Origin of the sequence: Citrobacter sp. Ce006 (genome assembly GCF_030336535.1) — a bacterium.
GTDB lineage: Bacteria > Pseudomonadota > Gammaproteobacteria > Enterobacterales > Enterobacteriaceae > Citrobacter > Citrobacter europaeus.
In genome coordinates this window covers 299363-313449 of sequence record NZ_JAOWDO010000072.1, presented here as the reverse complement: position 1 = coordinate 313449, position 14087 = coordinate 299363, and the positions used below count along the sequence as shown (strand labels likewise).

General features: G+C 54.1%; 14 protein-coding genes. 11 read left to right on the top strand and 3 right to left on the bottom strand.

The features are described from left to right. Positions 1 to 59: 59 nt before the first annotated feature. Positions 60 to 839, bottom strand: coding sequence for an iron efflux ABC transporter permease subunit FetB (gene fetB / locus OGV94_RS15865; protein ID WP_043015445.1), 780 nt, complete (start codon positions 837 to 839; stop codon positions 60 to 62). After that, the gene (gene fetA, locus OGV94_RS15860) at positions 826 to 1503 is read right to left on the bottom strand and encodes an iron efflux ABC transporter ATP-binding subunit FetA (RefSeq protein ID WP_043015444.1); all 678 of its coding nucleotides are present in this window, start codon (positions 1501 to 1503) and stop codon (positions 826 to 828) included. The genes fetB and fetA overlap by 14 nt, the downstream gene beginning before the upstream one ends. Positions 1504 to 1836: 333 nt before the next feature. Between fetA and OGV94_RS15855 the strand changes: the two genes are divergently transcribed. From OGV94_RS15855 to OGV94_RS15840, 4 genes are read left to right on the top strand one after another with little or no spacing between them, the layout of a single operon-like run. Continuing rightward, positions 1837 to 2754 carry an SPFH domain-containing protein gene (locus tag OGV94_RS15855; protein ID WP_003021835.1) on the top strand — a complete coding sequence of 306 codons (918 nt, stop codon included), beginning with the start codon at positions 1837 to 1839 and terminating at the stop codon, positions 2752 to 2754. Beyond that, complete coding sequence (locus OGV94_RS15850) at positions 2751 to 3209, top strand: NfeD family protein (protein ID WP_043015443.1); 459 nt, start codon at positions 2751 to 2753, stop codon at positions 3207 to 3209. Before OGV94_RS15855 ends, OGV94_RS15850 begins: the two co-directional genes overlap by 4 nt. A 19-nt stretch (positions 3210 to 3228) precedes the next feature. Beyond that, on the top strand, positions 3229 to 5382 hold the full coding sequence (locus tag OGV94_RS15845) for a PA5441 family protein (protein WP_227093243.1): 2154 nt from the start codon (positions 3229 to 3231) through the stop codon (positions 5380 to 5382). Next, positions 5352 to 6068 (top strand): DUF3142 domain-containing protein, encoded by a 717-nt coding sequence (locus OGV94_RS15840; RefSeq protein ID WP_227093242.1) that lies wholly within the window; start codon positions 5352 to 5354, stop codon positions 6066 to 6068. The genes OGV94_RS15845 and OGV94_RS15840 overlap by 31 nt, the downstream gene beginning before the upstream one ends. Here OGV94_RS15840 and cueR read toward each other — a convergent pair. After that, positions 6065 to 6475 carry a Cu(I)-responsive transcriptional regulator gene (gene cueR, locus OGV94_RS15835; RefSeq protein WP_043017858.1) on the bottom strand — a complete coding sequence of 137 codons (411 nt, stop codon included), beginning with the start codon at positions 6473 to 6475 and terminating at the stop codon, positions 6065 to 6067. The genes OGV94_RS15840 and cueR overlap by 4 nt on opposite strands. Before the next feature lie 290 nt (positions 6476 to 6765). Here cueR and OGV94_RS15830 point away from each other — a divergent pair, with 290 nt between their 5' ends. Genes OGV94_RS15830 through OGV94_RS15800 form a run of 7 tightly spaced genes read left to right on the top strand, consistent with a single transcriptional unit; the run spans position 6766 to position 14034 of the window. Beyond that, positions 6766 to 8910 carry a TonB-dependent receptor plug domain-containing protein gene (locus OGV94_RS15830; protein WP_227093241.1) on the top strand — a complete coding sequence of 715 codons (2145 nt, stop codon included), beginning with the start codon at positions 6766 to 6768 and terminating at the stop codon, positions 8908 to 8910. Positions 8911 to 8912: 2 nt separating this feature from the next. Next, positions 8913 to 9737: a heme/hemin ABC transporter substrate-binding protein gene (locus OGV94_RS15825; RefSeq protein WP_043015439.1), complete on the top strand. Its 825-nt coding sequence runs from the start codon at positions 8913 to 8915 to the stop codon at positions 9735 to 9737. An 18-nt stretch (positions 9738 to 9755) separates the two neighbouring features. After that, complete coding sequence (gene hutW, locus OGV94_RS15820; RefSeq protein ID WP_193144613.1) at positions 9756 to 11093, top strand: heme anaerobic degradation radical SAM methyltransferase ChuW/HutW; 1338 nt, start codon at positions 9756 to 9758, stop codon at positions 11091 to 11093. Between the two features lie 12 nt (positions 11094 to 11105). After that, a complete protein-coding gene (gene hutX / locus OGV94_RS15815) occupies positions 11106 to 11600 on the top strand; it encodes a heme utilization cystosolic carrier protein HutX (protein WP_181634020.1) in 495 nt (164 codons plus the stop codon). Further along, positions 11600 to 12223: an anaerobilin reductase gene (chuY, locus tag OGV94_RS15810; RefSeq protein WP_172862791.1), complete on the top strand. Its 624-nt coding sequence runs from the start codon at positions 11600 to 11602 to the stop codon at positions 12221 to 12223. The genes hutX and chuY overlap by 1 nt, the downstream gene beginning before the upstream one ends. 51 nt (positions 12224 to 12274) lie before the next feature. Continuing rightward, positions 12275 to 13267: a FecCD family ABC transporter permease gene (locus OGV94_RS15805; RefSeq protein WP_213731971.1), complete on the top strand. Its 993-nt coding sequence runs from the start codon at positions 12275 to 12277 to the stop codon at positions 13265 to 13267. Beyond that, positions 13264 to 14034, top strand: coding sequence for a heme ABC transporter ATP-binding protein (locus OGV94_RS15800; RefSeq protein ID WP_047412979.1), 771 nt, complete (start codon positions 13264 to 13266; stop codon positions 14032 to 14034). The genes OGV94_RS15805 and OGV94_RS15800 overlap by 4 nt, the downstream gene beginning before the upstream one ends. Positions 14035 to 14087: the final 53 nt, after the last annotated feature.

The following is a 14087-nucleotide window of genomic DNA, read 5'->3' as shown; positions in this document are numbered from 1 at the left end:
TGGCGCTTGCGCTTATCGGGCCTGGAAATTCGACAAATACCGCTCCCTCCGGCACCAGATCACGTCTTCTTCAAATGCGTTACAACTAATTGGTGACGTGAATTATAGAACTTCCGATAGGTCAGGTAGCAGGCAATAATGGTTGACAGGCTGGCCGTCGAAAGCAGCATAAACGTTACCATAATCTGATACTTAATCGCTTTTACCGGATCAATACCTGCAAAAATCAATCCGGACATCATCCCCGGTAAACTCACCAGTCCCACGGTCTTCGCTGAATCGATAGTCGGGATCAGCGAGGCACGAATGCTGTCGCGAATCAGCGGCGCGGAGGCCACTTTCGGCGTCGCGCCGAGGCTGAGTTTTTCTTGAATTTGCTGCTGTTCGCTGTTAAACCGCTGCCCCAGATTGTTGTAACACAGCCCTACCGCAACCATCGCGTTGCCTGCAATCATGCCGGAAATAGGGATAACCTGCATCGGCGTGAACTCGATAGAGCCTGACAGAACCAGCACCGCCAGCGTTAACCCCGCCCCCGCCGTAATGGCGATAAACGACGAGAGAAAAGCCTTATCAATAAATTTACTGCGCTTTTGCGCGTTATAGGCCGCGTTAAAGCAAATAAACAGCACCATCAATAAGGTCAGAATGCTGTGGTTGACGCCGAAAATATATTTCAGCACGTAGCCAACGATAATAAGCTGAACCACCGCCCGGCACACGCTCCAGAGAATATCTTTTTCCAGCGCCAGCTTTTCTTTGTTGCTGATCAGTATTGCGACCACCACCAGCATCATCGCTAATGCCAGGGATTCATTGGTAATATTATGCTCGTTCATTGCTTACTTCCTGCATTTCACCGGCGTGCGGTTGAAGAGTTATGACGTTATCCGCATGATCAATTTCATCTTTGTCATGCGTCACCCACAGCACAGCAATATTCTTATCGCGAACATAGTGGTGAATTAATTCGTTCACATTACGCTTGTTGGCTTCATCCAGCGCGCTGGTGATTTCATCAAGCAGCAGGATTTTCGGCAGAAACTGCAAATTACGAATTAACGAGACGCGCTGCTTTTCGCCGCCGGACAGCTCATTGATATTTTTTTTGAGGATTGCCTCAGGTAACTCAAATCGGGCCAAATCTTCCAGAAACACATCCGGTTCCGGGCGTTTATCGCGAATTTGCCACGGGAAAATGAGGTTGTCGTAGACGGTATCACTAAACAAGGCGGGCGTTTGCGCGCAATAAGAGACCTGCTGACGATACGCTTCCGGCTTGAGGGTATTTATCTCCTTACCCTCAAAAAGGATTTCACCGGAACTCGGACTTATTAACGACGCGACTATCTTGAGTAACGTACTTTTACCGCACCCGGACTGGCCGGTAATCAACTTAAATTCTCCGGCGCGGAGATCAAAACAGATGTTATTGAGAACCTGCGTCGCCCCTGCCTGCCATGCGACATTTTTTAACTGAAGCAGAATGCTGCTTTCTTCCATTACCAATCCCTTTTTTACCTCTTTCGTGCAGATAGTCTATACCCAAAATAATTCGAGTTGCATGAAGGCGGCAAGTGAGTGAACCTCCAGGAGCATAGCTAACTATGCGACTGGAGTGAACGACAAATCTGCCGGGAGCAGATTTGAACGCTGCTTACAGCGGCCCCGCAGGGGCGAGGCCCAAGGATGGGCCGAGTAACGTAGCTAACGCACATGCAGCTTGAAGTATGAAGGGTATATTCCTGTATTTTATTATAGGGGAGCCACCTTGATTAATCGGGTATAATTTGACTAATGAGGCAGTAAAGGACAGCACAACAGGAGGTTTCATCAATGCTCATTTTTATTCCTATTCTTATTTTTGTCGCGCTGGTCATCGTCGGCGCAGGCGTCAAAATCGTCCCGCAGGGATACCAGTGGACGGTAGAGCGTTTTGGCCGTTACACCAAAACCCTGCAGCCGGGTTTAAGCCTTGTTGTACCGTTCATGGACCGCATTGGTCGTAAGATCAACATGATGGAACAGGTGCTTGATATCCCCTCTCAGGAAGTCATCTCCAAAGATAACGCCAACGTCGCGATTGATGCCGTGTGCTTTATTCAGGTGATCGACGCGCCGAAAGCGGCTTATGAAGTCAGCAACCTGGAACTGGCGATCATCAACCTGACCATGACCAACATTCGTACCGTTCTCGGCTCGATGGAACTCGATGAAATGCTCTCCCAACGCGACAACATCAACACGCGCCTGCTGCACATCGTTGATGAGGCCACCAATCCCTGGGGCATCAAAATCACCCGTATTGAGATCCGCGACGTCCGTCCTCCGGCTGAGCTTATCGACGCCATGAACGCACAGATGAAAGCCGAACGAACAAAACGCGCCTACATTCTTGAAGCAGAAGGGATCCGTCAGGCGGAAATCGTCAAGGCCGAAGGTGAAAAGCAGTCGAAAATCCTCAAAGCGGAAGGTGAACGTCAGTCCGCGTTTTTACAGGCTGAAGCGCGTGAACGTTCCGCAGAAGCAGAAGCCCGTGCAACGCAGATGGTTTCTGAGGCCATTGCCGCCGGGGATATTCAGGCCGTGAACTACTTCGTGGCGCAGAAATACACCGAAGCGCTGCAACATATCGGTTCGTCGAATAACAGCAAAGTGGTGATGATGCCGCTGGATGCCAGCAGCCTAATGGGCTCCATTGCCGGGATCGCCGAACTGGTTAAGGACAGCGCCAGCGAGCGGAAAAAATCATGATAGCGATGATTCTGGTGCACCCGCACATCTTCTGGCTCAGCCTCGGCGGTTTGCTCCTCGCCGCCGAGATGCTGGGCGGTAACGGCTATCTGCTGTGGAGCGGCGTGGCGGCGGTAATTACTGGCCTGGTGGTGTGGCTCGTCCCGCTTGACTGGGCGTGGCAGGGGGCGATGTTCGCCGCCCTCACCCTGCTGGCGGCCTGGCTGTGGTGGAAGTGGCTGGCAAGGCGCGTTCAGGAGCAGAAACCCGCCGACAGCCATCTGAACCAGCGCGGACAGCAGCTGGTTGGCCGTCGATTTATTCTGGAAACCGCCCTGGTCAATGGCCGCGGACATATGCGCGTCGGCGACAGCTCCTGGCCCGTTAGCGCCCGCGACGATTTGAGCGCAGGAACGCAGGTTGAAGTCATTGCCGTTGAGGGAATTACCCTGATTATTAAAGCGGTATCACACTAAAAAGACAGGAAATAAGACTATGGTCAGGAAGACACCCCTTGCCTTTGCCCTTTGCACATTACTGACCGCCGCCCCGCAGGCACTCGCCTCTTTCGATATGGAAGACTGTAAATGGAGCGACGACAGCTGCCTGCTGAAAGGCACGCCGACCTTTAACCCTGAAAACGACAGCCGCGACAACCTGCTGCGGCTGCTGAGTCAGGAAAAATCATTTGTTCTGCCGGTGCAGTCGATGCCAGCGGATATCACCCGCTCCCGCGATTTCTATTTTGCGTATCACCCACAATGGGATGAGGCTGTCCCGCAGCCAGCGGTTGCCCCGGTGCAAAGTGAAGATACCACTCTGAGTCAGCAACTGGCTGTTCTGGAAATCGAACCTCCGCTATTTGCCAAACAAAACGGCTATGATGCCGACCTGGAAAACCGTTATGTTTCGAATAATCGCCAGAGCGTAAGCGAGTTTATCGCTGCGCTGATGACGGACGAGACGTTAAATATCGACCAGCGCCGATTACTTGCGCAAGCGCGCCTGGATTTATGGGGGCGCGCGACCAAAGAACAGATCGCCGAGTCCCTTGCTGCACTTCCGGCTGATTCGACTTCACTTCTGTACAAAACGTATCTGACCGGTGCCGCGCATTTTTACGATCAAAATTACGAAGGGGCCGAGCAAGACTTTACCATCGTGTTGCACAACGGCTCCCCCTGGCTGATGGAAACCGCGCAATACATGTTGATGCGCACAGCACTGAACAAAAGCAGTAAGTTTAGCGACGGGCAGTACGGCGAATTTAATATCGACAATATCAAACTTAAAGACGCCGCTCAGGCGCAAAAAGAGGCGCAGAACTATTTGCAACGCTGGCCGGAAGGACTCTACGCCAATTCCACCCGCGGTATGTTGCGTCGCATAAACTGGTATTTACAGGCGTGGCCGCAGTTGGCCGGGTTGTATGAGCAGACGCTCCAGCAGTCGGCTGACGCACAGCAACTGCGTGAAATCGTTATCGAATACGATAATGTATTCGGTATGCAATTCTTTGAAGGACCCGTGGTGGAGGCCTTCCCCGACGCGCCGCTGGTCAGCTATATCGAACTGCTGCGCGCGCTGCGTTTGAATAGTGATTACAAACTGACATTAACCCAGGAACAACTCGACGCCAGCAAGCCGGTGTTTGAACAGAGCCAAAAATTGCCGCTTTGGCGCGATCTGCAACTGAATCTGTGGCAGGCAACGGGCAACTACGCGGCAATTATTCAGGCAGTTACGCCAGCGCAGAAACTTGCCGCTCACGATACTCTCGCCTTCAGCGAACAGGTGCTGTACGGCGAAGCGCTGATGGGCCAGAAGAACTGGAGCGCGGCGCGTGATTTCTGGCAGCAGTTGTTAAAACTTAGTCAGGACAACGAACAGCAGCAGTATGTGCAGGCTAAGCTCGCTGCGACGCTGGTTTATAGCGGCGACGTGGAGGCAGTTTTTGCCCCAGAAAGTACCGTGACCAACCTGCGCTTTCGCTCGCAGGTGCTAAAAACACAGGCCACGCCTGAACTGCTGCGTCAGCAGGCCGTCCACGGTCCGAATAACGAAGAGCGTACCATCGCCCTGCATACGCTGCTGGTGCGGGATCTTACTGAGGATCGCTTTGGCGACTGGCTGAATGACAAAAAACTGGCCAGCGCGATTACGCCTCCGGTCATTGGCGAAGCATTTGCTGACGTTAACCTGAGCATATTCGACTGGAATGGCGACGCGGCGCAGGCGGGCTATACGTGTCGCAGCCTCAATGAAACGGTAACGGTATTGAGCAAAAAAGCGGATGATGCCCACGCATTGAACTGCTTAGGCGAATTCTTCCGCACCACGCAAACGCATGTTGATCTGTGGAAAAACAGCGCTGGCAATGACGTGCTTGAATCAGCAATCTCGCGCAAGAAACCCTTCGGCCAGTTCGACAGACAAAGCTACTATCAGCAGGTAATCACCTCGCCCACCGCTGAAGTCGAAGATAAGAGCTTCGCGTTGTATCGCGCCATCATGTGCTATGCGCCTTCAGGCGCTAACGAGTGCGGCGGCGAGGAAGTGGATAAACTGCAGCGTAAGGGCTGGTTCACCCAACTGAAAACGCAGTATCCGGGAAGCCCGTGGGCGCAAAAACTCAAATACTACTGGTAACCGCACTGCTGCTGGGCCAGGCACAGGCGGCGGATATCGTCGCCGCCCGTGAGCATCCCGCCTTCTGGCTGTGGTCCGGAGTGAAGGCCAGTGACGAGCTGAAAAACGCGCAAACGGTCTATCTGCATCAGGGCGAGGTGCTGGTTCGTTCGGGTAATGTGGTTTTCCAGCGTCTCGGACTGCCGGTCAGCCGTCTGTCTTTTCCGTCAATCTGGCTGACCGTACGCTTTACCACGCTCGACGTATCGGAGGAAATCCCGGCGCGTATCATACGGTTGATGCAACGCTGGCAGGCCGCCGGGAATCACGTTGTCGGCCTGCAGGTTGATTTTGACGCGGCGACCCATCAGCTTGCCGACTACGCGCACTTTCTACAGCAGTTGCGCCAGAGGTTACCCACCGAATTTGCACTTGGCGTAACCGGATTACTGGATTGGGCAAAAACGGGCGACGTCGCCACGTTGAACGCGCTGGCGGTCGATGAACTGGTGGTGCAGAGCTATCAGGGCCGTCACACGGTAACAAATTATCAGGCGTATCTGCCTGCGCTCGCTCGCCTGCGCATTCCGTTTAAGCTGGGACTGGTACAAAACGGTAGCAGGGACCCTCAGGCTGAAGCGCAGCTTGAGAAATCCCCGTGGTATCGCGGTACGGTGGTATTTATGCTTAATCCTTCTCGCCGTTAAGCCTTCGCCTGGTGATGGCAGCAGCCGGAGAGATTATCCATGATTGGACATTCGGCGCTGTCATCGCCCGGGCAACTGTCCGCCAGCGCCAGCAAATGCAAGCGCATGGCCTGCAGCTCACTGATATGCCGCTCAATGTCCGCCACTTTTTCTAACGTACGCTTTTTCACATCCGCGCTATGACGCGCCGGATCGTTAAATAAGTTTACCAGCTCGCCGCACTCTTCCAGGTTAAAACCAACCTGGCGCGCCTGACGCAGCAACGTCAGTTCATTCAGATGCTGTTGGTTGTAAGTGCGATAGCCATTGTCACTACGCAGCGGCGGCGTCACCAGTCCTTTCTCTTCATAAAAGCGAATGGCTTTGCTGGTTAAACCGGTTTTTTTCGCAACATCGCTAATATTCACTTTTCCCCCGCGGTGCTTGTTGGTGCTGAGCCACATTATAGCCCAGATTGCCGTAATCATTTACCCGAGTGACCTGCACATTTTCAGCCAATAAAGAAATGAATAAATCCTTTTGATTCACATTGTTATACGCGACACAGATCACATTTCAGTATTTGTTGACCGCACAAAATTGACTCAAATCAAAAGATGCATTGATTCTACATCTTTCATATTGAACAAAGGGAAACAATTTTATATATAAACGCGAATGATAATGATGATCATTTACATTCAATAAAGGTTCCCTTATGTTGCCACGGATTAACCAAAGGCCATTTATTCTTTCAGCCCTGACATTATGCATGTCCGGCGCTGTTTCTGCAGCTACCTCTACAACACACGTATCAACGCCCGGCGATGATACGGTGATCGTCACGGCTAACCGCTCTGAAAGTAGTCTCTGGGATAGCCCGGCAACCATTCAGGTTATCGATCGCCAGACGCTGCAAAACTCCACCAGCGTTTCTATTGCTGATGATTTACAAGATATTCCCGGCGTTGAAGTCACCGATAACGCCCTCGCTGGCCGGAAACAAATCCGTATTCGTGGCGAAGCCTCTTCGCGGGTGCTGATTTTGATAGACGGCCAGGTCGTCAGCTACCAGCGCGCCGGGCAAAACTACGGGGCCGGTTTGCTGATTGACGAATCCGCGCTGGAACGGATTGAAGTGGTCAAAGGCCCTTACTCTGTCCTCTATGGTTCGCAGGCGATTGGCGGCGTCGTAAACTTTATTACCAAAAAAGGCGGCGATAAGCCTCTCGGCGGCAGCGTTAAGGCCGTCTATAACTCCGCAACGGCAGGATGGGAAGAATCAGCTGCGGCCTGGGGCAGCATCGGAAACTTTGACTACCGCATCAATGGCAGCTATTCCGACCAGGGGGACCGCGATACGCCTGACGGAAGATTGCCCGACACCAATTTCCGTAATAACGGCCAGGGCGTGTGGCTCGGCTACAACTTCGATCGCCACAAAATCGGACTTTCCCTCGATCGTTACAAACTGTCTACTCAAACCTGGTTTGACGATCCAGAGGGCCAGTTCGACGACTTTAGCGTCAAAATACCTAAGCTGGAACGCGAGAAAATCGGTCTTTTCTACGACTATGCGGCTGACGGGGATTACCTGAAGAAAATCCATCTTGACGCATACAGCCAGACAATAGAGCGCAAATTTGAAAACCGGGTCAAAACGACCCAGATAATCCCCAGCCCGGCGATTAAAGCGCTGACGATAAACAATCAAACCAATACCAACGACAAACAGTATACCCAGGGGGTAACGCTGCAGGGCAATTTCACCCTTCCCGCTAACAACGAGCTGGTGATTGGCACTCAATATCAGCATGACAAAATAAAACAGGACGCGGACGGCAGTACGCGCCAGACCGCAGCTACCGGCTTCTTCGATACGCAAACCCGTACCCTGTCATACAACGAAGCGGAGCAAAGCAACACCTCATTGTTCGCGCAAAACGACTGGCGCTTTGCCGATGACTGGACGTGGACCGTGGGCGCACGCCAGTACTGGCTGTCTTCGAAGCTCAATCGCAACGATACGCAAACCCTGCAAAGCAGCGGCAGCACCTGGCAATCCACCGGAGGAAATTCCGTTCACGATGATGAACTGGTGACCTCAACCAGCCTACGCTATTCCGGTTTTAAAGATCTTGAACTCCGGGCTGCATATGCCCAGGGCTATGTCTTCCCCACGCTGACTCAGCTATTTATGCAGACGTCCGCAGGCGGCAGCGTGACCTACGGCAACCCAAACCTGAAGGCGGAACACTCGAATAACTATGAGCTGGGCGCACGGTATAAAGGGAATATGTGGCTGATTGACGGCGCCATTTATTACTCCGAAGCCAAAGACTATATCGCCAGCCTGGCCTGTTCAGGTCAACCCGTATGCAACGGTAATACCACCTCTTCACGGGGCGGCTATTACTACTACGACAACATCGATCGGGCCAAAACCTGGGGCATGGAACTCACCGCAGAATACAACGGCTGGGCGGTTTCACCTTACCTGAGCGGTAATCTCATTCGCCGTCAGTACGAAGGCAATACCCTTAAAACCTGGGATACCGGCGAACCCACGCTGACCGGCCGCGTCGGCTTGAAACATACCTGGTTGATGAACGTCGCTAATCTGACGTCCGATGTCTTTATCCGCGCGGCGTCCAGCGCCAAAGATAATACCGGCACCACGGAAATCAACTACCCAGGCTGGGCCACACTTAACCTCGCATTTAACACCGAGTTCGGTCCGCAGGATCAATATCAGGTCAACCTCGCGCTCAACAACCTGACCGACAAGCGTTACAGAACCGCGCATGAATCTATTCCAGACGCTGGTTTCAATGCCGCCGTTGGCTTTGCGTGGAATTTCTGACAATGAAAAAACTCATGATTGGCTTACTGAGCCTCGCCTGCGTTTTCAATGCCCAGTCCGCCGACCGCCTGGTGGTGGCGGGCGGCTCGCTTAGCGAACTGATATACGCCATGGGCGTCGGCAACCGGGTGGTCGGCGTTGATGAAACCACCTCGTATCCGCCTGAAACTGCCGCACTCCCGCATATCGGCTACTGGAAGCAGTTAAGCAGCGAGGGCATTTTATCGCTACATCCGGACAGCTTTATCACCTGGCAGGATGCTGGTCCCCAAATCGTCTTGGATCAGCTGCGAGCGCAAAAGGTTAACGTCGTGACGTTGCCACGCGTGCCGGCCACCGTCGAACAGATGTACGCCAACATTCGAGAACTGGCTACAACACTGCACATTCCTGAGCAAGGCGAGGCGTTAGTCAATCGCCTGCAGCAACGTCTGGAGCGTGTTCAGCACAGCGTGGCGGCGAAAAACGCGCCGGTCAAAGCCATGTTCATTCTCTCCGCTGGCGGCAGCGCGCCGCAGGTCGCCGGAAAAGGCAGCGTTGCCGATGCCATTATGACCCTCGCCGGCGCACAAAATGTCGCCACCCATGAGCAGTATAAAAGCTACAGCGCGGAATCACTGATCGCCGCAAACCCGGAGGTGATCGTGGTGACGTCGCAAATGGTGGATGGCGGTCTGGATCGCCTGAGCGCGATTGCCGGTATTACCCACACTGCAGCCTGGAAAAACCAGCGCATTGTGGCGGTAGACCAGGCGCTGATTCTGGGGATGGGGCCTCGCGTCGCCGATGCGGTTGAAGCCCTGCACCAGCAATTCTGGCCTCACTAACTGGATTTATTAAGAAGAATGAAAACTGAACACTCGCTGGATCTCACCGCGCATTTTGCGCTAGAGGGACGTCAGCCATTTAAGGATCGCCGCGCCACGATGCCCTGGCGTGGGGCGATCCCGGTTGCCAAAGAGCTATTGTCACAAACCTGGCAGGAGGTCATCAGCCAGCCAACTCCGCCGCGTAAACGGCTGGTGTACTTGCATATCCCTTTTTGTGCAACGCATTGTACTTTCTGCGGTTTTTATCAAAACCGGTTTGAAGAAGACAACTGCACCCGCTACACCAACGCGCTGTTGCGCGAAATAGAGATGGAAGCTGATAGCGCATTACATCAGTCGGCCCCCATTCACGCCGTCTATTTTGGCGGCGGTACGCCTTCTGCGCTGTCTGCACAGGATCTGGCCAGAATCATCACCGCGCTGCGCGACAAGCTGCCGCTGGCGCCGGACTGCGAAATCACCATTGAGGGACGGGTGCTCAATTTTGACGATTCGCGAATCGATGCCTGCCTTGACGCTGGCGCCAATCGATTTTCGATCGGTATTCAGTCTTTTAACAGCCGAATCCGCAAGAAAATGGCGCGTACTTCGGACGGCCCGACCGCGACAGCCTTTATGCAAGGACTGGTAAAACGGGATCGTGCCGCCGTGGTGTGCGATCTGCTGTTTGGTCTGCCAGGACAAGACGCAAAACAGTGGGGCGAGGATCTGGCGATTGCCCGCGACATCGGCCTCGACGGCGTAGATCTTTATGCGCTGAATCTGATCCCTAATACACCGCTAGGCAAAGCGGTTGAAACCGGGCGCACAACCGTTCCCTCTCCCGCCGAACGCCGCGATCTCTATCTTCAGGGCTGCGATTTCATGGACAGCGCGGGCTGGCGCTGCATCAGCAACAGCCACTGGGCGCGCACCACACGGGAACGCAATCTGTACAACCTGCTGATTAAACAGGGTGCAGACTGTCTGGCATTCGGCTCAGGGGCAGGAGGATCAGTCAATGGCTATTCCTGGATGGTCGAGCGCAACCTGAATACATGGCATGAATCTATCGCCGCCGGAAAAAAACCGCTAATGATGATGATGCGCACCGCCGAGCGTGGTTTCCAGTGGCGACACACTCTCCAGGCCGGTATTGAGACGGCCCGCGTTCCGCTGGATGAGCTGACACCTCATGCACAAAAACTGGCCCCGCTACTGACCCAATGGCATCACGCAGGACTGACGCGAGATGCCAGCACCTGTGTACGCCTGACCAATGAAGGGCGTTTTTGGGCGAGCAATATTTTGCAGTCTCTTGATGAACTGATTCAGGCACTTAACGCGCCGCGCATTGCGGTAGAGCAACCATAAAAGGAGTGAATTATGAGCCATGTCTCTTTACAGGATTTTTTGAATACTGAGCCGGACGGTACGCTGGAAGCTATCGCCGCCCAGTACAACACTACATTGCTGGAGGTGGTGAAAAACCTCCCTTCCCCGACGCTGGTTTCCGGCAGTCAATTTGATACCGTCTGGGAAAACGTCTGCGAATGGGGCAAAGTCACCACCCTGGTCCATACTGCTGATGTCATTCTGGAATTCACCGGTGAATTACCTTCCGGGTTCCACCGCCACGGTTACTTCAACCTGCGCGGCAAAAAAGGCATGACCGGTCATATCAAGGCAGAAAACTGCACGCATATTGCCCTGATTGAACGCAAATTTATGGGAATGGACACTGCGTCCATTCTCTTCTTCAACCAGGCGGGTAGCGCTATGTTCAAAATTTTCCTCGGTCGCGATGAGCATCGACAGCTACTGGCCGAACAGGTCAGCGCCTTTCACGCGTTGTCTTCATCTTTAAAGGAACATGCCTGATGGTTCCATGGCTCATTTTTGGTGCAGGTGGTCGCGGCGTCGGCGCGAAAACGCTGGAACTCGCGCTGGCGGAGCATCGTCCGGTGATTGCTGTCGTTCGCAATCCCCAGGTCGCTGCCGGGCTGCAGGAAAAAGGTGTGCAGGTCTTTATTGGCGATGCCTGCGACAGCCAGGTCACCGCCTGCGCCTGTCGCGCAGCGGGTCAGCATGCCACAGTGATCTCCTCCATGGGCGGTGCCCAGGATTATCTGGCGCACAGAACCGTCATTGATGAAGCAGAAAAAGCTGAGATCAAACGCATGATTCTGGTCACCTCCCTGGGCTGTGGCGACAGTTGGGCCTTTTTGTCCCCACGCGCCAGGGCCGCATTTGGCCAGGCTGTACGGGAAAAATCGTTGGCTGAAAGCTGGCTACAAACCAGTCCATTGGACTACGCCATTCTCCGCCCCGGCGGTTTGCTGAACGGTGAAGCCACAGGCCTGGCGCAACGATTACAGGCCGAAGAGTGTCATGGCTTTGTGATGCGCGCAGATGTTGCCAGGCACATTCACGAACTGGCCACGGCGCCGGCACTCAATAACCAGATTTACAGTTTGGTTGAGCCGGGACTGAAACCCGCGTAAACCCCTCGCGGCGCGGAAACTTCGCGCCGCAAAGACGTTATGGAGCGTTGCGTGCTTAAGGACTCGCTTTCTTCCGTCAGCATTCTGACGGGCCTTTCTCTCTTGCTGGTCGCTCTGATGCTGTTCGGTGCCAGTCAGGGGGCGTTGAATATTAGCTTCAACGCCCTGTTCAACGACGAATACCGTGATATCTGGTTGAACATCCGCCTGCCCCGCGTGCTGCTGGCCGTTTTGGTCGGTGCTGCGCTGGCTACGGCAGGGGTCATTATGCAGGGGCTTTTTCGCAATCCAATGGCCGATCCCGGCCTGCTTGGCGTCAGCAGCGGCTCCGCGCTGATGGTCGGCATCGCGATAGTTATCCCCTTTTCATTCCCCGTGGTGCTGGTGTTGTATGAGCAGATGATTTTTGCCGTCGCGGGCAGCATGGTGGTCTGCACGATTATTTTTCTGATAAGCCAGCGTCATAACCACGGCGGAATGATGCAACTGCTGTTAGCCGGTATCGCTATCAATGCTCTGTGCGGTTCGGCTATTGGCGTGCTGAGCTATGTGGGTGACGAACAGCAGCTACGTCAACTTACGCTGTGGATGATGGGGAATCTCGGCCAGGCCCAATGGCCGACGCTGCTGGTTGCCAGCACGTTTGTTCTTCCAGCCATTGCTGTCACCGTCTGTATGGCAGGAACGCTTAATTTGCTGCAATTGGGTGATGAAGAGGCGCATTACCTCGGCGTAAACGTCAAACGTAAGCGCCAGCAGTTACTGTTGCTCAGCTCGCTCCTGGTTGGCGCTGCCGTTTCCGTCAGCGGCGTGATTGGCTTTATTGGCCTGGTGATCCCACATCTGATCAGAATGACTACCGGCGCCGATCATCGCTGGTTGATTCCCTGCTCTACGCTGGCCGGCGCCTGTTTACTTCTGATTGCCGATACGCTGGCCCGCACTCTTGTTCAGCCTGCCGAAATGCCTGTTGGCCTGATAACCAGCCTGATCGGTGGACCGTATTTCCTGTGGTTAATACTGCGTAGCCGGAGGGTGTCATGATCGTCGCTGAAAATCTGGTCTACCACATTCAGGGCAGACGACTGACCGATGACGTTTCCCTGACGCTACCTGATGGAGAAATCATCGCGATTCTTGGCCCGAATGGGGCAGGAAAATCGACGCTACTCCGCCAGCTTACGGGCTATCTGCAGCCCCATAGCGGACGTTGCAGCTTGTTTGGCAAGCCGCTGAACGAGTGGTCAATCACCGAGCTGGCAAAAACCCGTGCTGTGATGCGCCAGAACAGTCATATGGCCTTCCCGTTTAGCGTGCAGGAGGTCATCCGCATGGGCAGGCATCCGTATCGGACGCGCAACACGGGCGATGAAACGGAGCACATCATGACGCTGTGCGACTGCCAGGCGCTGGCCGCGCGCGATTACCGGCATCTGTCGGGAGGAGAACAACAACGGGTACAACTGGCGCGCCTGCTGGTTCAGCTTTGGGAGCCCGAGCCCAGACCAAAATGGTTGTTTCTCGATGAACCCACCTCTGCCCTGGATATTCACCACCAACAGCATCTTTTTCGTCTGCTGCGTCGCCTGGTAGGTGAACGACAGTTCAGCGTCTGCTGCGTCCTGCACGATCTCAATCTTGCAGCGCGCTATGCTGACCGCGTGGTATTGATGGAACGCGGCAGGATAGTTGATAACGGTCGTCCACAGGATGTTCTGCTGCAACCATCGCTAAATGCGCTGTACGGCGCCGATCTCACAGTGATGAATGAACCGGAGCATCGAACGCCGCTTATCGTTCTCAATCAATAACAGACCGGGAACGTCCTGACCTGACGTTCCCGTTTTTCTCCTTTTCCTGCTTT